Source organism: Embleya hyalina, assembly GCF_003967355.1.
Classification (GTDB): domain Bacteria; phylum Actinomycetota; class Actinomycetes; order Streptomycetales; family Streptomycetaceae; genus Embleya; species Embleya hyalina.
In genome coordinates this window covers 417225-438776 of record NZ_BIFH01000013.1, presented here as the reverse complement: position 1 = coordinate 438776, position 21552 = coordinate 417225, and the positions used below count along the sequence as shown (strand labels likewise).

Sequence of the window (21552 nt, the reverse complement as noted above, 5' to 3'; positions counted from 1 at the left end):
GCACCGGAGCAGGACCGTCTCGGAGGTATCGCGGTGATCGACCGCTACGTATCGGATCTCGGTGGGATCGGCGCGACACGGGTCGCCGTCGTCGGCGGCAAGGCCGCGCAGTTGGGCGCGCTGTCGGGGATCGAAGGCGTCCGGGTGCCGGCAGGCTTCTGTGTGACCACCGACGCCTTCCGGCGGGTCGTCGCGAAGGCGCCGTCGCTCGACGATCGACTGGACCGGCTGTCCCGCTCGAACCCGGACGACCGGGAGGGGATCCGCACGCTGAGCGCGGAGATTCGCCGGATCATCGAGGAGATCGCCGTTCCGGACGACGTCGCGACGGCGATCACCGGCGCGCTCGCCCGGTTCGGCGAGCAGGCCGGCTACGCCGTACGATCCAGCGCGACGGCGGAGGACCTGCCGACGGCGTCGTTCGCCGGCCAACAGGACTCGTACCTGAACGTGGTCGGGCCGACGGCGATCCTGCGGCATGTCGGCCGGTGCTGGGCCTCGTTGTTCACCGAGCGGGCGGTGGCCTACCGTCGGCGCAACGGCATCGACGACCGTTCGGTCCGGATGGCCGTGGTCGTCCAGCGCATGGTCTTCCCACACGCGGCCGGCGTCCTGTTCACCGCCGATCCCGTCACGGGCAACCGCAGGGTCGCCACCGTCGACGCCGGCCCGGGCCTGGCCGAGGCGCTGGTCTCCGGCCTGGTGAACCCGGACGTCTTCACCGTGCGCGACGGCGGGATCGTCGCCAGGACGATCGCCACCAAGCGGCGCGCCCTCCACGCCCTGCCGGGCGGCGGCACGCGGGAGGTGGCGATCGACCCGCACCGACGGCGGCAGCCGGCCCTGACGGACGCGCAGGTCGTGGATCTGGTGCGGCTCGGGCGGCGGATCGAGGCGCACTTCGGCCGCCCGCAGGACATCGAGTGGTGTCTGGACGACGACGGCTTCCGGATCGTGCAGAGCCGGCCGATCACCACGTTGTTCCCCATTCCGGAGAGCGACGACGGAGCGAACCACGTCTACGTCTCGGTCGGTCACGGGCAGATGATGACCGACCCCATGAAGCCCCTGGGGCTGTCCGTGTGGCAGCTGACGGCCATGGCCCCGATGCACGTCGCCGGCGGGAGGTTGTTCGTCGACGTCACCCGGCGCCTGGCCTCGCCCGCGAGCCGCACCGGCTTCCTGGACCTCGTCGGGCGGGGTGATCCGCTGGTCAGGGACGCGTTGGAGACCGTCCTGAAGCGCGACGGCTTCGTTCCGTCGCTCCCGGACACGGGTCCCCCGGCGCCGCTGGTCGTCGACGCGGGGCCCACCCCGATCGAGACGGATCCGGCCATCGTCGCCGAACTGATCGAGCGCGGCCGGGCGTCCGTCGAGGCCCTGCGGCGCGACATCCGGGGCAAGTCCGGACCGGCGCTGTTCGACTTCCTGGCGGAGGCCTTCGAGGAGCACAAGCGAGCCCTCGCGGATCCGCTCGGTCTTCGGGTCATCATGGCGGGGATGGAGGCCACGTGGTGGCTCAACGACAAGCTGTGGGAGTGGCTGGGCGAGAAGAACGCGGCCGACACGCTCACGCTGTCCGCGCCCGGCAACGTCACCTCCGAGATGGGCCTGGCGCTGCTCGACGTCGCCGATGTGATCCGCCCGCACGAGGAGGTGGTCGCCTACCTGCGGGGCGTCGAGGACGACGGCTTCCTGGACGAACTGCCCGAACTCGCGGGCGGGGCCGAGGCGCGCGACGCCGTGGAGGCCTACCTCGACCGATACGGCATGCGCTGCGTCGGCGAGATCGACATCACGAGGCCGAGGTGGCGCGAACGTCCCACCACACTCGTCCCGGTGCTCCTGGACAACGTGCGGAACTTCGAACCGGGCGCCGCCGCACGGCGTTTCGAGGCGGGCCGGCAGCGGGCGCTGGCGAAGGAACGGGACGTGCTGGCGCGCCTGCGGGCGCTGCCCGACGGCGACCGCAGGGCCGACGAGACCAAGCGGATGATCGACCGGGTCCGCACCTTCATCGGATACCGGGAGTACCCGAAGTACGGCATCGTCACCCGCTACTTCGTCTACAAGCGGGCCCTGCTGGCGGAGGCCGACCGCCTGGTGCGGGCGGGCGTGCTGGCCGACCGGGAGGACGCCTTCCACCTCACCTTCCGGGAATTCCACGACGTCGTGCGCTCGCAGCGGGTGGACTACCGGCTCATCCGGGAGCGCGAGGACGCCTTCCGGTCGTACCACGCGCTCACCCCGCCCCGGGTGCTCACCTCGGACGGCGAGGCCGTCACCGGGTCGTACCACCGCGACGACGTGCCGGCCGATGCCCTGGTCGGGCTGCCGGTCTCCGCCGGCACCGTCGAGGGTCGGGCCCGGGTCGTCCCGAACATGGCGGAGGCCGATCTCGAGGCGGGCGACATCCTGGTCACGGCCCACACCGACCCCAGCTGGTCGCCCCTGTTCGTCGGGATCACGGGCCTGGTGACGGAGGTGGGCGGCCTGATGACGCACGGCGCGGTGATCGCCCGGGAGTACGGCCTGCCGGCGGTCGTGGGTGTGGAGCGGGCCACCCGGCTGATCCGCGACGGACAGCGGATCCGCGTCCACGGCACCGACGGATACGTCGAGATCCTGTCCTGACCCACGACCATGCGTTCGAGGGCTTTCCGAGCGCGTACGAACGGCCCGGTCGGCTGCGGCGGCCGTCACGTGAGCGCACCGCGCGGGGCGTCGGCCCGCCCGCTTGTAGCCTGGAGGCGACCAGACAGGACGGCTCGGTCGGTCGACGGGCCCCGATCACCGGAGACCCGTGAGCACACCCGCAGGCGCCCCCCGTCCGGTCACCCGAGCGCGGCCGGAACCCGCCGAGCCGATCGTCGGCCGCGACCGGGAGGCGGCCCGCCTGCTCCACACGCTGGACCCCGCCTCGGCCGAACCGCTCCTGCTGCTGCTCGGCGACGTGGGCATGGGCAAGAGCGCCCTGCTCGACCTGGTCGTGCGCCGGGCCGAGACCGACCACGCCCGCGTCCTTCGCGCCGGCGGCAGCGAGTCCGAGTCGAGCCTGGCGTTCGCCGCCCTGCATCAGCTGCTGCGCCCGGTGTCGGCCGGGGTGGACGACCTGCCGGAGCGGCAACGCGCCGCGCTGTACGGCGCGTTCGGCACCGGTCCGATCCCGGCCGACACCGATCCGATGCTGATCGGCGTCGCCGTACTGGGCCTGCTCTCCGCCCTGGCGGACCGGGGGCGGGTGCTCGTGGTCCTGGACGACGCGCAGTGGTTCGACCGCGCGTCCCTGGACGCGTTGTCCTTCGCCGCCCGGCGGCTGGCCGGCGAACCGGTCACGGTGCTGGTCGCCGCCCGCACGGGCGATCACCTGCCCGGCTTCGACCGGCACATCCCGACGCTCACCCTCGGACCGCTGGACGACGCCGCGGCGGGGCGGCTGCTGGATCTACGGCCACAACGCCCGACCGGCCGGACCAGGGCCCGGATCCTGGCCCAGGCCGGCGGCAACCCGCTGGCGCTCACCGAATTGGCGAGGACGGCGGGCGCCCCCGACCCGGCCGCCGGGCCGCTCGACGGCGGTCCGCTCCCGCCGACCGAGCACCTGGAACGCCTCTTCGCGGCTCGCCTGCGCGACCTGCCGTCCACCACCGCGCGGGCCGTGCTGCTCCTGGCCGCCATGGACACCGTCGACTCCGCCATCGCCGCCCCCGCCGCCCTCCCGGGCCCCGAGGACGCCACCGCGTGGGGGCCCGCCGAACGCGCCGGGCTGATCCGGCGCACCGGTCGCGGCGTACGGTTCGGCCACCCCCTGGCCCGCTCGGCCGTCTATCACGCCGCCCCCGTCGACGCCCGGCGCGCCGCCCACCGCACGCTCGCCGAGGCGCTGCGGGACGAGCCCGACCGGCGCGCCTGGCACCTCGCCGCCGCGAGCACACCGCCGGACGCGGCCGTCTCGGCGGAGCTGGAGCGCACCGCCGACCGGGCCCGACGTCGCGGCGGCCACGCGGCGGCGGCCGAGGCCCTGCACCGTGCCGCCCACCTCGCACCGCGCGAGGACGGCGCCCGGCTCCTGGTCGAGGCCGCCGAGGCCGCCGCGCTCACCGGTGACCTCCCGTGGGTCGAGGAGCTGGCCGCCGAGGTGCGGGCGCACACGGACGACGCGTCGCTCCTGGCCCGCGCCGCCACCGAGGTCGGCCGGCTGGCGACGCTGACCGTGCGGCACACCCTCGTCTTCGCCCGACTGGCCGACGCCGCCGAGGAGTCGGCCCCCACGCGGCCCGCCACCGCGCTCGACCTCCTGGCCGGCGCCGCCGTGGTCCGCTTCTACTGCGGCGAGGACACGCAACGGCGACGCGTACGGGACGTCCTGGCCGGCATCCCCGACGACGCGTCGTGGTTGCGCGTCTGGGTGCGGGCGGTGTCGGACCCCTTCGACGACCGGGCCGAACTCCTGTCCCTGCTCCCGCACCTCGCGGAACAGGCGCGACGCCGCCCCGACCGGCTCACCGCGTTCGCGGTCGTGGCGTGGTTGTTGGACGAGACCCCGCGGGCCGCCCGCGCCTTCGACGAGGCCTTCGACCGCTGGGGGGTGCGCGGCCCGCTGCCGGAGGGGCTGGGCGGCGCGGCCGCCTGGAGCTATGTGGAACTGGGCAGGTGGGGGCGGGCCCGGGAGGCGTGTGCCCGCAGCGGCGCGCTCGGCGCGAGGGCCGGCCTCGACCACGCGGTGGCGTGCGCGGCCGCGGTGGACGCCACGATCCTCGCCTACCAGGGGGACCCGGCGGCGGCTCGGGTCCGGGCCGAGGAGGCGCTCGCCCTGATCGACCCGTCGGAGAGCCGCTCGGTCGCCGTCTACGCCCGTCGCGCCCTCGGCGCGGCGGCCCTCGCGGAAGGCGCGTACGAGGCGGCGTATCACCAACTGCGCGCCGTTTTCACCGCGGACGGCGAGCCCGTGCACTACCACGCCGCCTATCCGGCCCTTGCCGACCTGGCCGCGGTGGCGGTACGCACCGGGCGTCGCGACGAGGCCGCCGGCATCGTCGAGCGCGCCGCACGCACGCTCGGCGCCGATGCCTCGCCCCGCCTGCGTGCGCTGATCGACCGCGCTCGCGGTCTGCTGGCCGACGCCGAGGACGCCGAGCCGTACTTCCGCGCGGCGCTGGCCGACCCGCAGTCCGCGCACCGGCCGTTCGAACGAGCGCAAACCCTCCTGGACTTCGCCGAGTGGCTGCGCCGGCGTCGGCGCATCGCCGAGGCGCGCGTGCCCCTCGCCGAGGCCCTGGAGACGTTCCGGCGCCTGGGCGCCCGCCCGTGGACCGAGCGGGCTCGGGCCGAGGCGCGCGCCGCCGGCCTCGACGTCGCCGACTCCACGCCCGACGCGCTCGCCGAACTCTCCCCGCAACAACAGCAGATCATCCGGCTCGCCGCCCGCGGACTGACCAACCGCGAGATCGGCGAGAAGCTGTTCCTGTCCCCGCGCACGGTCGGCTCGCACCTGTACCGCAGCTTCCCCAAGCTGGCCGTCACCACCCGCTCCCAACTGCGCGACCTCATCGACGACGCGCACGCGAGCCCCGACCCGCAGGACTGAAATCCACCGACGGAACCGATGCAAGTCGCCCCGACAACAGCGGACTTGACCCCGGGACCAGCAAACTCCCGCCACCCGAGGCCGGGTTGCCTACCCACCACGATCGACCGCGACACTCCGTCTTAAGCCGAACGTGTGAAGCCGTCGCCGGATTCGCCGATCCGCGTTGTGCCCATCCAACGTTGCGGTTAGCTTCACGATCGTGTTGACGATCGGGCTGAACGGAAATTTCTCCCCCGGGGATTCGGATCTCGTCCCCGGCTTACGGGAGTACATGTACCACGACGCGGCCGCGGCCCTGGTGCGCGACGGCGTCCTGATCGCGGCGGTCGAGGAGGAGCGCCTCAACCGGATCAAGCACACGACCAAGTTCCCGAGCAACGCCATCCGGGCCTGCCTGGAAACGGCGGGGGTGACCCCGGCCGACATCGACGCGGTCGGCTACTACTTTCCCGAGCCCTACCTGGACTTCATGCTCAACGGGCTCTACGTCGACAACCCCGCGGTGCCCGCCCGCTATTCGCGGCAGCTCGTCAAGGACCGGTTGAGCCGGGACCTGGGCTGGGAACTCGCCGACGACAAACTCTTCTTCGCGTCGCACCATCGAGCCCACGCGATGTCCGGCCTCACCCGCTCCGGCCTGACGGACGCGCTGGTCGTGGTCCTCGACGGCATGGGCGAGGACTCCTCCGGAACGATCTTCGGCGCGCCGGACGGCCGACTGGAAACCCTGGCCAAGCTGCCGATGCACAACTCGCTGGGCCTGCTCTACCTGGGCGCCACCCGGCATCTCGGATTCCGTTTCGGTGACGAATACAAGGTGATGGGCCTGGCGCCGTACGGGGATCCCGCCGTCCACCGCGCCGTGTTCGAGTCGATGTACAGGCTGACCGCGGACGGGGGCTACGACTTCGACCGGGAGGCACTGTCCCTGGACTACGTCGGCGGCGTGTTCCTCGCCCACGGACTGCCGCCCCGACGCTCGACGGACCCGGTGGAGCAGCGGCACAAGGACTTCGCCGCCGGACTGCAGGAGACGTTGGAACGCATCGTGCTGCACCTGCTGGGGCACTGGAGCCGGACCACGCGGCACACCGCTTTGGTGTTCAGCGGCGGCGTCGCGCACAACTGCAGTCTCAACGGCGTCATTCTCCGCTCGGGGCTCTTCGACGAGGTGTTCGTACATCCCGCCTCGCACGACGCGGGCGCGGCGGAGGGTGCGGCCCTGCTGGCGCAGGAGAGGTCGGCCGCCCCGGTGCGGCTCAAGGAGCGGTTGCGCAGCGCGAGTGTGGGCCCCGCCCTCGGCGACACGCACACGATCGAAGCGCGACTCGCCGCCTGGAACGGGCTGATCGAGTACGAGCGGCCCGCCGACCTCGTCGACACGACGGCCCGGCTGCTCGCCGGCGGCGCCGTGCTCGGCTGGGCGCAGGGCCGCTCCGAGTTCGGCCCCCGCGCGCTGGGTCACCGCAGCATCCTCGCCGATCCCCGGCCGGCGGAGAACCGGACCCGGATCAACGCGATGATCAAGAAACGGGAGAGCTTCCGGCCCTTCGCGCCGATGGTCGTCTCGGAGGCGGCCCACACCTACTTCGAACTGCCGGAGACGGCCGCCAACTACGACTTCATGTCGTTCGTGGTGCGGGTTCGTCCCGAGCATCGGCAAGCGCTCGGCGCGGTCACCCACGTCGACGGCACCGCCCGGATCCAGATCGTCGAGCCGGAGGTGAACGCGTTGGTCCACCGCCTCGTCGCCCGCTTCGGCGAACTCACCGGCACCCCGGTCCTGTTGAACACGTCGATGAACAACGACGCGGAACCCGTCGTACAGAGCGTCGAGGACGCGTTGACCTGTCTGCTGACCACCGAACTCGACGGTCTGGTCGTCGACGAGTTCGTGGTGCGGCGGCGCCCCGGATTCCCGGCCGCCCTCGACGAGTTCGTCCCGCGTCTTCGCCCGGTCACACGACTGGTCAGGACCACCAGGGCGACGGATTCCGGGGGGAGCGTCGTCTCCCACGAGATCGTCCTCGACTACGCCACCGGTCCCCGGGCCCCGGTGTCACCGGAGATGTTCGCGCTGCTGGAACGGGCGGACGGCACCCGCACGTTCGCCGCCCTCGCGGCCGGCGCCCCGACCGAACCGATCAGGACGGAACTGCGGGCCCTGTGGCGGCGGCGCTTCTTCTCCCTGACGCCGGCTCCGGTGCCTCCGGCGGAGCGCGGTCGGTCCCCCCGACGCCCGACGACCGCATAGTCCTCGGGTCGACCACCAGGTGAGGAGAGACGAGGTACGCATGCCCGTTCCCGTCGGCGACCCCGTCGCCTACCCCTTCAACGAGGCCGCCGGCCTGGAGTTGTCCGCACGGTACGCCCGGGCGCAACGGGCCGACGGACTGGAGCGGGTGCGGCTGCCCTACGGCGAGCCCGCCTGGCTCGTCACGCGCTACGCGGACGCCAGGCTCGTCCTGGGCGATCCGCGGTTCAGCCGCGCCGCGTGCACCGCGCACGACGAGCCCCGCGAGCAACCGGGCCGGGTCACCGCGGGCATCGGTGCCACCGACCCGCCGGACCACACCCGGTTGCGCGGACTGGTCGCCAAGGCGTTCACGGTGCAACGGATGGAGCGGCTGCGTCCGGGCATCCGCGCGCTGGCCGAGGGTTTGGCGCAGGACATGGCGGACTCGGGCCCGCCCGCCGACCTCGTGGAGTCCTTCGCGCTCCCGCTCCCCGTCGCCGTGATCTGCCGGCTGCTCGGGGTACCCGAAGCCGATCGTGCGCTCTTTCGCGCGTGGAGCGACGACGCGGTGTCCAGCAACGCCGCGGAGCAGGTCGCCGCCAGCATGCGTGAGTTGAGCGCCTACATGGTCGAGTTGATCGCCGAACACCGCGCGCGACCCGCGGACGACCTGATCACCGAGCTGATCGAGGCCCGCGACGTCGAGGAGCGGCTTTCCGAGGCCGAGTTGGTCGAGCAGTGCATGGGGCTGCTGATCGCGGGCCACGAGGCCACCGCGATGCTGATTCCGAACTTCGTCCACCTGCTGCTCGATCGGCACGGCGGGCTCGGGTGGCTGCGCGACGATCCCGATCGTATCCCGGCGGCGGTCGAGGAGTTGTTGCGGTTCGTCCCGCTGCGCACCGGGGCGCTCGCGGCCCGTTGGGCCACCGAGGACGTCGAGGTGGGGGGCGTGTTGGTACGTGCGGGCGAGCCCGTCATGGTCTCGGTGGGCGCCGCCAACCACGATGCGCGGCGATTCACCACTCCCGACACGCTCGACCTGGGCCGCGAGGGCAATCGGCACGTGGCGTTCGGCCACGGTGTGCACCACTGCGTCGGCGCGCCGCTGGCCCGCCTGGAGTTGCAGGAGGCGCTGCGCGCCCTGGCCCTGCGGATGCCGAGCCTGCACCCGGCCGGCGAGGTCGTCTGGAAGCGCCGTTCGCTCGTCCGCGGTCCACACACCATGTCGGTGGGGTGGTGAGGGCGGTGCCGGTCTGGCGGACGACGGTGGATCGCGACCGCTGCATGGGTTCGGGCGTCTGTGTGGCCCTGGCCGCCTCGCTGTTCGTCCTGGACGACGAACGCTCCCGGGCGCCGGTCGAGTTCGTCGCCCCGGACGAGACGGTGCTCGACGCGGCCGACTCCTGCCCGGCGCGGGCCATCACCGTGACGGAGAACGGACGGGTGATCGGCCCGCGCGACTGACGGTTCCCGGGCATGTGGCCGACGCGCACGTGCCCCGCACACGAAGGATCCCACGGGGGAAGGGCCGTCGACGACGCCGTCCCCGTCGATCGTCATCCCCGTTGCCGAAAGGGGCATCGCATGCAGAACACCGAATATCTCGAGTTGGTGGAGACGGCCGGCGGCCGGGAGGACCACTACGCGCGTGTCGTCGATCGGTACTACGAACTCGTGACCCCGATGTGCCGTGACGTGTGGTCGGATTCGTTCCACCTCGCGTGGTTCGCCGAGGGGCAACAACTGCACGAGGCGCAGCGGACGATGCAGCGGTGGCTCGCGGATCGCGGCGGGTTCACGGCGGGTGACGCACTCCTCGATGTCGGCTGCGGCATCGGCGGCCCGGCGGCGAACGTGGCCGAGTACACCGGTGCCACGGTGACGGGCGTGAACATCTGCGGCCACCAGGTCCGGGTCGCCCGATCCCTGCACACCGGCGACGTCGGCACCCGGCTGACCTTCGTCGAGGCCGACGCGATGAAACTCCCGTACGGTCCGGCGGAGTTCGACGGCGTCTACTCGATCGAGGCGCTGTGCTACACGCCCGACAAGCACCGCGCCTACGCGGAGGTGGCCCGGGTCGTGAAGCCGGGCGGCGCGTTCGTCGGCGCGGACTGGTTCTGTGCGGACGACCTTTCGGACGCGGACTACGCGCGGTGGGTGGAGCCGATGTGTCGGGCGTTCGCCATCCCGCGCGTGATCCCGTTCGGCGCGGTCCGCGCACACCTGGAGAGCGCCGGGTTCGAGGTCGAGTCGGTGTCCCGCTACGACGACCACGGCGACGTCGCCCCCAACTGGCGGTTGTGCGCGGAGAACTCGGCGGGCGCGGCCGGCGGCACCGAGGCCGCGGCCGGCGCCGACTCCGGCTCGCGACCGGAGAGTTTCGAGTCCCTGTTGCGGGCGTCGGTACCCGCGCTGCGCGACGCGTGCCGCGAGGGCAAAGTGATCATGGGCTGCTGGGTCGCCCGCGGACGAGGGTGACGACGCCGCGAACCGTCCTTCCGAACGAAAGAGCGAACATGACGGACAACGCGAGGTTCGGCTCGGTTCCGGGAGCACTGCCCCTGCTCGGTCACGCGGTGCAACTCGGCAGGCGACCCCTCGATTTCCTCGCCTCCCTGCCGGCGCACGGCGATCTGGTCGAGATCAGGCTCGGCCCCGTGTCGTTCCATGTGCTCTGCGATCCGGATCTGGTGCACCAGGTCCTCGTGGACGACCGGACCTACGACAAGGGCGGGGCGATCTTCGACCTCGTGCGCACGGTGGCCGGCAACGGCCTGGCGACCTGCCCACACGACGACCACCGCCAGCAACGTCGGCTGCTGCAACCGGCGTTCCACCGCAATCGGCTGCCCGGCTACGCCAAGGTGATGTCCGCCGAGGTCGCCACGATGCTCGACGGCTGGTCGGCCAACCGCGAACTCGACGTGCTGGTCACCGTGAACGAGTTCGCCGCGAGCCTGGCCACCCGCACCCTGTTCGCCGCCGAACTCGACGACGCCACCTTCGAGGAGTTGCGGCTGTGCATGCACACCGTCATGACCGGCATGATGCGCCGAATGCTCCTGCCCTGGTCCTTCCTGAACCGGTTGCCGACCCCGGCCAACCGCCGTTTCGAGCAGGCCCGCGCACGGCTGCGGCGCTACGTCGTCCAACTCACCGCCGACTACCGGCGCGCGGGCGTGGATCACGGGGACCTGCTGTCCATCCTGCTGGCCGTCCGCGACGAGGACGGCCGGGGACTGACCGACGCCGAGATCCACGACCAGGTCTTCACGTTCTACCTCGGCGGCAGTGAGACCACGGCCCCGTCGCTGGCCTGGTCGCTCTACCTGCTGGGCCGCAACCCGGCCGTCCGCCGGCGACTACACGACGAGGTCGACGCCGTGCTCTCCGGGCGGGTCGCGGAGTTCCACGACATCCCGAGACTGGACCTGACCCGGCGGGTGATCATGGAGTCGCTGCGCCTGTACCCACCGGGCTGGCTGTTCACCCGGGTGACCACCAAGGACACCGAACTGGCGGGCCGCCGGCTGCCGGCGGGTTCGGTCGTCCTGTACAGCCCGCACATCGTGCAGCACCGCGCCGACCTGTTCCCCGAGCCCGAACGTTTCGACCCGGACCGCTGGCTCGACGACGCCCACCGGCCGGCCCGGGGAGTGTTCACCCCCTTCGGCGCCGGCGCCCGCAAGTGCATCGGGGAGGTCTTCGCCCTGACCGAGGCCACCCTCGCACTGGCCTCCATCGCGGCCCGATGGGAACTCGATCCCCTGCCCGGCGCCCGCGAACGCCTCACCCCCCGCCTGACGTCGACACCCCGCTCGCTCCCGATGTCCCTGCGCGAGCGCACGTCGGGCGCGAACCGAACGGACCCCACGGTGCCCCGCGACCTCATCACGCGCCAACGTCGGCAGGGCATCCACCATCCCTGAGGAGGACCAGTGAAGGAAGAACGCACCGCGGCGCCGACCGCACCCGTGGCCGAGGAGGTCGGGCGGCTGTACGACCGCATGACCGACATCGCCGCCGACTTCCTCGGCGACGACGCACGGCAGGGCTACAACGCGCACCTGGGCTATTGGGACACCCCCGACAGCGAACTCGCCTACGACGAGGCCACCGATCGACTCACCGACGTCATGCTGGAACGCCTGCGGATCGGCGCCGGCGACCGGCTGCTCGACGTCGGCTGCGGCGTCGGCGCGCCGGCGGTGCGGATCGCCCGCCTCACCGGGGCGAGCGTGACGGGCATCTCGGTGAGCAGGGAGCAGATCGCGCGCGCCGAGGCACTGGCACGGGAGACACCGTTTCCGGAACGCCTCGACTTCGGCGTGGCCGACGCCATGGAACTACCGTTCCCGGACGCCTCGTTCGACGCCGTGATGGCGCTCGAATCGATGTGCCACATGCCCGACCGGGGGCAGGTCTACCGCGAGATGCGGCGTGTGCTCCGCCCCGGGGGCAGGATCGTGGCCACCGACTTCCACGGCCGCAGCGCGTCGCCCTCCCCCGACCGGTTGGCCCTGCAACGGACGATGGGGTCGACGACCGTGCGGATCGACGACTATCCGCAGCTGATGCGCACGTCGGGCCTGCGGTTCCTGGAGCTGCGGGACATCACCGACGAGACCCTGCCCAAGTCGTTCGCCTTCCTGGCCGAGCGCGCGGACCGGCTCCGCTTCGAGTTCGACGACACCGAAGCGGCCTGCTTCTACAACCCGCGGTCCGTGATCGACGTGCCCGCACTCGGGTACCTCCTCGTCGTCGCACAGCGGCCACTCGACGACTGAACCGCGCCCGTGAACCGAACACCCGGAGGTGGCATGGAGGTCGTGGCGCAATTACCGTTCCGGCAGGGAGCGTTGCAGACCGCGCCCCGGCTGCGCGAGTTGCGGTCCCTGGGCACGGTGCACCGCGTGCGCACCGCCATGGGCGACGAGGCGTGGCTGGTCACCGGTCACGCGCAGGTCCGGCGGCTGCTGGACGACGACCGGCTCGGCCGCACCCATCCGACCCCCGAGACCGCGGCCCGCACCGGGGAGACGTTGTTCGACGCGGTCCTCGGCGACTTCGCCACGGAGGCGGCCGATCACGCGCGCACCCGTGCCCTGCTGCGACCGCACTTCTCGCCCGGGCGCATGCGACCGCTGCGCCCACGCGTGGAGGCCCTGACGACCCGGCTCCTGGACGAGTTGATCGAACACGGGCCGCCGGCGGACCTGCACGCCATGGTCGCGGTGCCGCTGCCGATCCTGGTCATCTGTGCGCTGCTCGGCGTTCCGTACCGCGACTGCGAGCGATTTCGCGCCTGGACCGCCGAGGCCGCGGACGTCGGCGATCCCGCCCGATCGCAGCGCGGGCTGGCCGAACTGTACGCCTACGGACACGAGTTGGTCGCCCGTAAGCGGGTCGAGCCGGGCGACGACGTGATCTCGCGGCTGTGCGCGGCCGAGGGCGTCTCCGACGCCGAGATCGCCGGGTTGTCGATGGCGCTGCTGTTCGCCGGGCAGGAGACCACGGTGGTCCAGATCGGGATGGGTGTGCTGCTGTTGCTGAGCAACCCGGACCAGTGGCGGGCGCTGGTGCACGACCCCGGCCTGGTCGCCGGCGCGGTCGAGGAGATCCTGCGTGCCTCGAACACGGGAGGCGGCGGCATCCCCCGCTACGCGCGCCGGGACCTGGAGATCGACGGGGTCGCGGTCCGGGCGGGCGAGTTGGTGCTGCTGGACAACGGCTCCGCCAACCACGACCCCGCGGCCTTCCCGGACCCCGACCGCATGGACATCACCCGCCCCGCCTCGGCGCACGTCACCTTCGGGCACGGCCTGCGCTACTGCCTCGGCGCCCCCCTGGCCCGCATCGAACTGCACGCGGTGTTCACCCGAATCGCCACCCGGCTCCCGACGTTGCGATTGGCGGTGGAGCCGGACGCGGTGCGCATGCGCCCCGACGCGGTGACCGGCGGGCCGGCCGAACTCCCGGTGCGGTGGTGACATCGAGCACGGGCGGGTGCCGCGCTCCCCGGTGCGCGGCACCCGCCCGCACCGATACCCGAGAAAACGGAGTGGATCATGTCCTGGAGGACTCCGGGCCATCGCAGGTCCCTGCGGCGGTTCCGGGACGGAGCGGGCGCCACGCCGGCGCACGTGGCCTTCCCGTCGGCACCGCTGCCCCACCCCGACGGGTGGTTCTGCGTCGGGTTCGGCCACGAGGTCGCCGCGGGTGAGGTGATCACCCGGCGGTCCACGGGCGAGGACGTGGTCCTGGCCCGAGGGGCGAGCGGCCGACTCCACGCGCTGCGCCCGCACTGTCCGCACCTCGGCGCGCACCTGGGCGTGATGGGAACCGTCTCCGGCGACGACATCGTCTGCGGGTTCCACCGGTTCGCGTTCGGCCTGGACGGGCCCTGCCGACGCACCCCCCATGGCGGGCCGCCGCCCAGGGCGACGCTCGACACACTGCCCGTGCGCGAGACCGGCGGCCTCATCCTCGTCTGGCGGGCCCGCGACGGCTCGCCGCCGACGTGGGAGCCGCCGGCCATCCCGACCGCCGGCTGGCGGATCCCTCGTTGGAACATGTACGAGGTCGCCGGGCACCCACAGCAGATCACCGAGAACGTCGTCGACTTCGGGCACCTGGAGCATCTGCACGGAGCGACCCTCGCCGCCGCCCCGGACGTGTCCTTCGACGGCCGGGAGTGCCGCGGGCGCTTCCGGGTCGTGCGAACGCTCCCGCGCGTCGGGCAGGTCTCGGCGGACTACGGCTTCCGGGTGTACGGCCTCGGCCTGACCGTCATCGAATGCGCCCTGTCGGACCGCGTCGCGACCAGGTTCTTCGCGCTTCCCAATCCCGTCGACCCCTGGCTGGCCCAATTCCGGTTCGCGGCCACCGCGAGGGTCGCACCGAGCGCCCGACCGCCGAAGGTGTGGTCGGAAGCGGCAAACGCCCTGGCCGCGCGCCTGATTCGCGACGTCTTCTACGCCGTCCACGCCCACGGCGGTTCCATGGACCTGCCGGTGTGGCACTACCAGAAATATCGCGAGACCCCACGCCTGGCGCCCGGCGACGGGCCCATCGGCCGATATCGCAAGTGGGCCGAACAGTTCTACTCCACACCACCGGCGACTACCGCGGGAGATTGTCATGCCGTTTGCGACGTGCATCAGCGTCAAGGACACAGCGGCCAGCATTGAGTTCTACGAGAAGCTAGGATTCGACGTGGACTCGGCGCTCTCGCGCCCCGGCGACGACATCCACATGCTGCTGTACCAGGGCGATTTCTGCGGGCTGTTGTACAGCAACGCCGACCTGGGGAACTGGCTGCCCGAACTCGCGCACACCCCGATCGGTCTGGCCGGCATGCTGTACATGGGTGTCGAGGACTTCGACGGATTCCACGATCACGTCGCCCGGCACACCACGGTGATCAAGGGCCCGCTCACCGACGACGTGGGGCAACGCGTGTTCTACTTCCGCGACATCGACGGCTACGTCATCGGCATTCACGACAACGCGGCCCTGCGCGGCAGCGAGTTGGGGAAGTACGCGGCGGCGCCGCGCCCGGCCGGGGAACCACGAGGCTGACGGGCGGGCGCGGCGCCGGGTCAGAGCAGGCAGGCCATCAGACTGCGCGCCTCGACGTTGACGTAGTAGCCGAGGCGCATGAGTCGGTTGAGCAACCCCAGCGTCATCCACCGGTAGTTCGCCGGTGCCTCGATCACCTGGTCGTCCGGGACCCGGACGACCAGGTGCCTGGTGTCGGCGTGCCGGAAGCGTCCGCCGTCCTCGGACTGCACGGCGTCCACCATCACCCACGACCGGTCGCAGTCCAACACCTCGGCCAACGGGGGCAGATCGCGTGGGCCGCGGTAGCTGCCCGGGGTCAGCTGCACCGTCGCGGCGAGTTCGACCCGGTCGGTGGCACCCGGCTGCGCCATCGCCTGGACCAGGAACATCAGGGTGCCCCGATGGCGCCGGCAGACGAAGCAGACGACGTTTCCCGGGTTGGGTTGCAACATCGGCTGCGCCCAAGTGCCCACTTCCCGGCTCGTCGCCCCGACCGACAGGCCGACGATGCGGAAGTAGCGTCCCTCGTGGTGCCGGACGCCCCGCTCGTCACAGACCCATCCGGGCATCCGGGACAGGTCGATCCGCCTGACGTCGAGGCTGAACGTGGCCTTCTGGTCGATGAGCCAGGTCATCGCCGAGGCGAGCGCGTCGTCCGCGGCCCCGCTGCGATGCGACCGGACGATCTCACCATGGAATTCGCCGGGTTCCGGTCCGCCGCCCGCCGACGGGTCGGGCGTCGTGTAGGCGATGGACGACAACACCGTCCGCGCGTTCATGTTCACCCGGTCGCCCCGCGCGAGCAGGCCCCGGAGCTGACCCAGGGTCAACCAGGTGAAGTCGTCGACGACCGGCACCTCTTCGTGCTCGGGCACCTCCACGATCATGTTGCGGTTGCGCTTGTAGAGGTACCACGAGGAGTGTTCGGAGAGGAGTTGGTCGAAGACGACGACCCGGGCGCCCGGGTCGAGGAAGTAGTCGAGGTAGGGGGTCGACCGACCCCCGTGCACCCGCTGGTAGTTGCTGGGTGTCGCCTGCACGGTGGCGCAGTACTGGACCAGGGCGCTGTTTCCCGGCTCCATCTTCGCCTGCATCAGGAAGTGGTGCACGCCGCCGATGCGCTTGACCAGGATCCCGAGGATGCCGATCTCCGGCTGCACGATGATCGGCTGGTACCACTGTGGCGTCGGGCCGAAGTTCGTCCGGACGCAAAGCCCCTCGATGGCGAAGAAGCGGCCCGAGGAATGGCTGATCCGGTCGCCGAGATGCCAGTTCGCGAGCGAGCCGAGCGGGACCTCGTCCGTGCGGAACGTGGACGCGGCCTCGCGTTCCTTGAGAAAGGCCTCCGGGTCCGGGGTCAGCGGCGTCCGGAGTGTTCGCGCCGAGGAGAGGAAGTCCTCGGCGCCGCGGATCAGAATCGACATCCCACTCGCCCTTCGCGCGGCGTGTCCATCGGGATCCTGCTCACGACGACTCCCCACCGGCGTCGGCCCGGAGCGCGCGCGCCATCCTCTCGATGCCGGTGTCCGGGTCCAACGGCGCGAAATCGACGAGCGATCGCAGCAGGGAGGTGTCCACCACCAGGCTCCCGAGGTCGGTACCGGCACTGGGTCCCCGCGCGATCGTGATGTCCTTCTTCAGCACGGTGGCGACCCGGTCGACGACCTGTGCCACCGAATAGCCCACCCCGGATCCGATGTTGACCGTCGCGGGCGGGCTCGCCGGCAGCGAGAGCAGATCGAGGGTCGCGCGCACGAAGTCGTCCACGTGCACGAAGTCCCGCCGCTGGGCCCCGCTTCCGTGCAGCCGGAACGGTTCGCCCGACAGCGCGCAGCGGAACGCCGCCGACACCACGCCCTGTCCCCGTGCGGCCGGCAGCAGTCGGCCGTAGACGTTGGAGCAGCGCAGGGCGGTACCGGCCAGCCCGTGCACCCTTCGATAGAACTCCAGGTAGTGCTCGCCCGTCAGCCGCGACATGCCGTACGGGGAGGTGGGCTCCGCGCGATGCGTCTCGGCCCGCAGCCCCGGCTCGGGCCCCGGCGCGTAGACGCCGCCGGCGGAGGAGAGGAACACGATCCGGGCGTCGGGGCTGTGCGTGCGCACCGCCTCGCAGACGTTGATCAGCAGCGACAGCGTATCCACGGCGTCGGCGGCCGGCTCGTGCGCCGACGGCACCGGGAATCGGCCGCCGGCGGCGATGACGACGACACCGGTGTCCCGGCCGAGCACGGACGGCAGTTCGTCGGCTCCGCCGCCCAGGACGAGTCGCAGCGTTCCGGTGGATGTGGTCCGTTCGCGCAGCGCGTACGGATCGGAGCGGCCGATGACGGTCACGTCCCAGCCGCGGCGTTCGGCACCGACGGCGAGGGCGGTTCCCAGAAATCCGGCTCCGACGACGGTGGCTCTCGTCATGGACGTCCTCCGCATCTCGGGACAACTCCCGTCGGTGGTACGCGCGTACGGTCCATGCGCGGGGCAACCCGCCACAACCGTCGGATCATCGCCGGGCTGCCGACGGCAACTGGTGTGATCGGCACCATCCTTGCCGGCCGCGCGGGGTGCCGGGTTGCGGACGACGAGCGCGTAACCCATATGGAGTACTCGGGGCGTGGATTTGAACTCGTTCGGCCCAACGAAGCGTGCATTCACCGACGAACCCCGTGAGGCTGGGCTCCGGTTCGAGGGACGGCCGGCTCACACAACGGAGATCCGCATGCGCGTCGTGTTCGCGACTCTGCCCGTGAAAGCGCATCTGAATACGGTGATTCCGCTCGCGTGGGCCCTGCAGAGCGCCGGGCACGAGGTGGTGACGACCGGCGACTGGGGCCCGGAGCGGGACTCGACGCGATACCTCGAGGCGGCCGGCCTGAACGCCGTACCCCTGGGCGGCCCGGGCGACGTGTCCCCGGTGCGCCCGGGCGAGCACAACCGGTCCGACTTCCTGGCGATGGACCCGGACGACCGGGACGAGAGTCATTGGCGCGGTTTCCGCGAGGCCGTGCGCTTCATGTACCGGCAGGTGTACGCGCCGGATTCCGAAGTGGGCCGACAGGGCGACCTGTTGCGGCATCTCGTCGCGTTCACCGACTCCTGGCGGCCGGATCTCCTGCTCTGGGACGCCCTCGTGTTCCCCGCTCCGGTGGCCGCCCGGCTCTGCGGCGCCGCGCATGCCCGGATCGTCTGGGGCATGGACACGATCGGCATGCTCCGGGACCGGATCCGCGCGGACCTGGACGACCGACGCGCCGCCTCGGCGGAGGACGTCGAGGATCCGTGCGCCGAGTGGTTGCGGCCGCTGCTCGATCCGTACGGCCTGGACTTCACCGAGGAGACCCTGCTCGGCCAGTGGTCCGTCGATCTGTGCCGACCCCACCCGTACCGCTCGCACGGCACGACCGTGCCGATGCGGCGGATCCCCTTCGGCGGAGCGGCCGAACTCCTTCCGTGGCTGCGGGAGAAGCCGTCACGGCCCAGGGTCGTGCTCACGCTCGGGACGACCAGGGAGGAGATCCACCGGCGCACGCTGACGTTCCCGCTGCGGGACTTCCTCGACGCGGCGGCGGAACTGGACGCGGATCTGCTGACCACGATGACGGCCGAGCGCATGTCCGCTCTGGGCCGGCTTCCGGACAATGTGCGGCCCATCGGATACGTACCGTTCGGCCTGCTCCTGCCGAGTTGTTCGGCGATCGTGCACAACGGTGGCCGCGGGACCTTCTCCGCGGCCGCCGGCTTCCGCGTGCCGCAGGTGATCGTTCCGCAGCCGATGTGGGACGAGATGGTCACCGCGCGCCAGGTGATCGGCTACGGGGCGGGACTCGCGCTGGATCCGGCGGGACTGGACGGAGCGAGCGTGTGCAAGGCGCTGGTTCGTGTGCTGGACGATCCGGACTTCGGAACCGGCGCCCACCGCCTGTACGTCGACACGATGTCCGACCCCGCGCCGACGGACTGCGTATCCCGACTGGAGCAACTGACCGCACTCCATCGCGCCTGAGGAATCGGCCCTTCATGCATGTCACGAGCGACGGCGAGCACCGCCCGTACTACCTCGTCTGTCCGGCGGGAATTCCCAACTACGGCGACGAACTCATCGCCGGCACCTGGCTGCGGCATCTGGCCCGGGTGGCTCCCGAGGTGGACGTCGTCGTGGACTGCCTCTATCCCGAGGTGGCCGTGGGGCACATGGGCGACGTGCATCCGCGCGCCCGTTTCACCAGCGTGCTGTGGCGGTTGTGCCTGCGCCACTGGCCCGGCGACGACCCGGCGGTGACCTGCGCGGGGGTGGCGGGCGCGGTGCGCGACCCGATCTCCGTGCCCGAACTGGCCGACGGGATCGCGGTACTGCGCGGCGCGGCGGTGGTGCACCTGGTCGGCGGCGGCTTCCTCAACGGCATCTGGCCGGTCTTCGCGGGCCTGTTGGCGGGCATCACCGCCGCCGCCGAGACGGGCCGCGCCAGGACGGCGATGTCCGGGCAGGGGTTGTGGCCGCCCGCCGACGCCTCCGGGCTGACCCGGTCGCTGATCGGGGACTTCGACGTGGTCGACGTACGGGACGCGGCCTCGGCGGAGTTCGTCGGACTCGCCGCCTCCGCCGACCACTGCGACGACGTGTTCCTCGGATTCGGCCCGCACCTGCTGCGCGCGGACGAGGAGGTGCCGGAGGTCATGGTGAGCGTGCAGTCGCTGTTGGCCGAGAACGAGGGCGCGGCCGAGGCGACGGTCCGCTTCGTGGCCGAGGTGCTGCGCGCCTGGCGGGTGACCGACGTGGGCCTGCTGGAGTGCTCTCCCGACAAGGATCGGGACGTACTGGCCATCGCCGGGACACTGCTGCCCGGTGCCCGCCGATACTCGCTCGGCGACGTCCTGGCCCGCGGCCTGCCCGCACGCGCCGGCCAGTGCTGGATCAGCACCCGCTTCCATCCGCACGTGGTGGCCGGCGCGGCCGGCGCGCACGGCGTGGCCCTGGTGGTACGGGACGACTACTACGACGTCAAACATCGTTCGCTGATCGACTCCGGCTCCGCCTGGCGGCTGCTTCGACCGCCGGAGATTCCCGAACGCCCCACCACCGGCGGGTACCGCGCCGAGCGGTTGACCGAACTGCGCACCGCCAAACTGGCCGTGGCCGAGCGGATCTACGGCCGTGGTTCCGCGTGAGAGCCATGGAACTGCTGCTGATCGGACTGTCGAGGTTCGCCCGGCGTCGGGTGTTGCCCGCCGCCGCGTCGATGCCCGAGATCACCACCGTCGACATCGCCAGCCGCCACGCCACGCCGGACGACGTGGCCGGGATCCCGAAGCCGGGCCGGCTCCACGGCGACTGGCGCGGCGCGTTGAGGTCGCGCGCACCGGGCCTGGCGTATGTGTCGCTGGTCAACAGCGAACACGCCCTCGCGGTCCGGGAGGCACTGGGGCAGGGGTGGCATGTCGTGGTCGACAAACCGGCTCTGTCGAGCCTGCGGGTGGCGGCCGAGATGGTGGAACTGGCGAGATCGTCGTCCCTGGTGCTCGCCGAGGCGACGTGCTATTCGTTCCACCCGATGTTCCCCGTCGTCCGGGAGTCGGCGGCCGATGCCACCAAGGCGGTGGCCGTCTTCACCCCGCCCGTGCCGGCGGCGGACTTCCGCCATGATCGGGGGCGCGGCGGCGGCGCGCTGCTCGACACCGGGCCCTATCTCGCGTCGCTGGGGCGGGTGTTGTGGGGTCTGGAGCCGGAGGAGGTCGGTGTCATGGTGGCCGACCGCACGGCGGACGGCCTCGACCTCTCGTACAGCGCACTGCTCCGCTACGCCGAAGGAAGAACCGTCGTCGGCCACTTCGGCTTCACCAACACGTACCGCAATGCGCTACAACTGCTGGGCCGACACGAGGTCGTCGACGTCGAGCGCCCGTTCTCCATGCCACCGGAGCAGGAAACCACCGTGACGATCCGAAGGGACGGCGAGGAACGTGTGCACCGAATCCCCCCTGCCGACAGCATGAGGCTCTTCCTGGACCGGGTGGTCGATGCCGCGTATTCCGGCTCCCGGGAATTCGACGCGCCGCTGCTCGGCGACGCTCGCACGCTCGACCGCCTGATCCGGGCCGCGAACGGCGACTGATCGCGTACGTCGCGGAGTTACCGGTCGCACCGAGGTCCGGGTTCGCCACGCCC

The 21552-nt window shown here is 71.8% G+C and carries 16 protein-coding genes; 14 read left to right on the top strand and 2 right to left on the bottom strand.

Annotation, left to right across the window (positions count from 1 at the left end; translation table 11 throughout):
• Window positions 1–33: 33 nt before the first annotated feature.
• The 11 genes from rph (at window position 34) to EMA17_RS01895 (ending at window position 15413) form a co-directional block, all read left to right on the top strand.
• Window positions 34–2634 (top strand): rifamycin-inactivating phosphotransferase, encoded by a 2601-nt coding sequence (rph, locus tag EMA17_RS01945; RefSeq protein WP_126635528.1) that lies wholly within the window; start codon window positions 34–36, stop codon window positions 2632–2634.
• A gap of 169 nt (window positions 2635–2803) precedes the next feature.
• Complete coding sequence (locus EMA17_RS01940) at window positions 2804–5587, top strand: helix-turn-helix transcriptional regulator (RefSeq protein ID WP_126635081.1); 2784 nt, start codon at window positions 2804–2806, stop codon at window positions 5585–5587.
• A 202-nt stretch (window positions 5588–5789) separates the two neighbouring features.
• Window positions 5790–7844: a carbamoyltransferase family protein gene (locus EMA17_RS01935; RefSeq protein ID WP_246126387.1), complete on the top strand. Its 2055-nt coding sequence runs from the start codon at window positions 5790–5792 to the stop codon at window positions 7842–7844.
• A gap of 40 nt (window positions 7845–7884) precedes the next feature.
• The gene (locus EMA17_RS01930; RefSeq protein ID WP_126635080.1) at window positions 7885–9069 is read left to right on the top strand and encodes a cytochrome P450; all 1185 of its coding nucleotides are present in this window, start codon (window positions 7885–7887) and stop codon (window positions 9067–9069) included.
• A 5-nt stretch (window positions 9070–9074) separates the two neighbouring features.
• Entirely contained in the window at window positions 9075–9293 is a 219-nt protein-coding gene (locus EMA17_RS01925; protein WP_307721516.1) for a ferredoxin, read from the top strand.
• Between the two features lie 120 nt (window positions 9294–9413).
• Entirely contained in the window at window positions 9414–10310 is an 897-nt protein-coding gene (locus tag EMA17_RS01920) for an SAM-dependent methyltransferase (protein WP_160161272.1), read from the top strand.
• Window positions 10311–10348: 38 nt separating this feature from the next.
• On the top strand, window positions 10349–11761 hold the full coding sequence (locus EMA17_RS01915; RefSeq protein ID WP_126635077.1) for a cytochrome P450: 1413 nt from the start codon (window positions 10349–10351) through the stop codon (window positions 11759–11761).
• Between the two features lie 9 nt (window positions 11762–11770).
• Window positions 11771–12619, top strand: coding sequence for an SAM-dependent methyltransferase (locus EMA17_RS01910; protein ID WP_246126386.1), 849 nt, complete (start codon window positions 11771–11773; stop codon window positions 12617–12619).
• 33 nt (window positions 12620–12652) lie between these two features.
• A complete protein-coding gene (locus EMA17_RS01905) occupies window positions 12653–13822 on the top strand; it encodes a cytochrome P450 (protein ID WP_126635076.1) in 1170 nt (389 codons plus the stop codon).
• Window positions 13823–13900: 78 nt separating this feature from the next.
• Window positions 13901–15022 carry a Rieske 2Fe-2S domain-containing protein gene (locus tag EMA17_RS01900; protein ID WP_126635075.1) on the top strand — a complete coding sequence of 374 codons (1122 nt, stop codon included), beginning with the start codon at window positions 13901–13903 and terminating at the stop codon, window positions 15020–15022.
• Window positions 15023–15047: 25 nt separating this feature from the next.
• Window positions 15048–15413 carry a VOC family protein gene (locus EMA17_RS01895; RefSeq protein ID WP_246126385.1) on the top strand — a complete coding sequence of 122 codons (366 nt, stop codon included), beginning with the start codon at window positions 15048–15050 and terminating at the stop codon, window positions 15411–15413.
• A 20-nt stretch (window positions 15414–15433) separates the two neighbouring features.
• On the opposite strand, the gene EMA17_RS01890 is transcribed toward EMA17_RS01895, so the two are convergent.
• Window positions 15434–16819, bottom strand: a complete 1386-nt coding sequence (locus tag EMA17_RS01890; RefSeq protein WP_126635073.1) for an NDP-hexose 2,3-dehydratase family protein — start codon at window positions 16817–16819, stop codon at window positions 15434–15436.
• A 40-nt stretch (window positions 16820–16859) separates the two neighbouring features.
• The gene (locus EMA17_RS01885) at window positions 16860–17807 is read right to left on the bottom strand and encodes an NAD-dependent epimerase/dehydratase family protein (RefSeq protein ID WP_160161271.1); all 948 of its coding nucleotides are present in this window, start codon (window positions 17805–17807) and stop codon (window positions 16860–16862) included.
• Between the two features lie 301 nt (window positions 17808–18108).
• On the opposite strand from EMA17_RS01885, the gene EMA17_RS01880 reads away from it, so the two are divergent.
• The 3 genes from EMA17_RS01880 to EMA17_RS01870 are packed head-to-tail and all read left to right on the top strand — an operon-like array spanning window position 18109 to window position 21499.
• Window positions 18109–19392: a nucleotide disphospho-sugar-binding domain-containing protein gene (locus EMA17_RS01880; RefSeq protein ID WP_126635071.1), complete on the top strand. Its 1284-nt coding sequence runs from the start codon at window positions 18109–18111 to the stop codon at window positions 19390–19392.
• A gap of 14 nt (window positions 19393–19406) precedes the next feature.
• A complete protein-coding gene (locus EMA17_RS01875) occupies window positions 19407–20555 on the top strand; it encodes a polysaccharide pyruvyl transferase family protein (RefSeq protein WP_126635070.1) in 1149 nt (382 codons plus the stop codon).
• Window positions 20556–20560: 5 nt separating this feature from the next.
• A complete protein-coding gene (locus EMA17_RS01870; RefSeq protein ID WP_246126440.1) occupies window positions 20561–21499 on the top strand; it encodes a Gfo/Idh/MocA family protein in 939 nt (312 codons plus the stop codon).
• Window positions 21500–21552 lie beyond the last annotated feature (53 nt).

What these genes read in the sequence shown, in the direction of transcription:
- EMA17_RS01930 (WP_126635080.1), top strand. Translation starts at nt 7,885, where the DNA reads ATGCCCGTTCCCGTCGGCGACCCCGTCGCCTACCCCTTCAACGAGGCC.
- EMA17_RS01920 (WP_160161272.1), top strand. Translation starts at nt 9,414, where the DNA reads ATGCAGAACACCGAATATCTCGAGTTGGTGGAGACGGCCGGCGGCCGG.
- EMA17_RS01915 (WP_126635077.1), top strand. Translation starts at nt 10,349, where the DNA reads ATGACGGACAACGCGAGGTTCGGCTCGGTTCCGGGAGCACTGCCCCTG.
- EMA17_RS01905 (WP_126635076.1), top strand. Translation starts at nt 12,653, where the DNA reads ATGGAGGTCGTGGCGCAATTACCGTTCCGGCAGGGAGCGTTGCAGACC.
- EMA17_RS01900 (WP_126635075.1), top strand. Translation starts at nt 13,901, where the DNA reads ATGTCCTGGAGGACTCCGGGCCATCGCAGGTCCCTGCGGCGGTTCCGG.
- EMA17_RS01890 (WP_126635073.1), bottom strand. Translation starts at nt 16,819, where the DNA reads ATGTCGATTCTGATCCGCGGCGCCGAGGACTTCCTCTCCTCGGCGCGA.
- EMA17_RS01885 (WP_160161271.1), bottom strand. Translation starts at nt 17,807, where the DNA reads ATGACGAGAGCCACCGTCGTCGGAGCCGGATTTCTGGGAACCGCCCTC.
- EMA17_RS01880 (WP_126635071.1), top strand. Translation starts at nt 18,109, where the DNA reads ATGCGCGTCGTGTTCGCGACTCTGCCCGTGAAAGCGCATCTGAATACG.
- EMA17_RS01875 (WP_126635070.1), top strand. Translation starts at nt 19,407, where the DNA reads ATGCATGTCACGAGCGACGGCGAGCACCGCCCGTACTACCTCGTCTGT.
- EMA17_RS01870 (WP_246126440.1), top strand. Translation starts at nt 20,561, where the DNA reads ATGGAACTGCTGCTGATCGGACTGTCGAGGTTCGCCCGGCGTCGGGTG.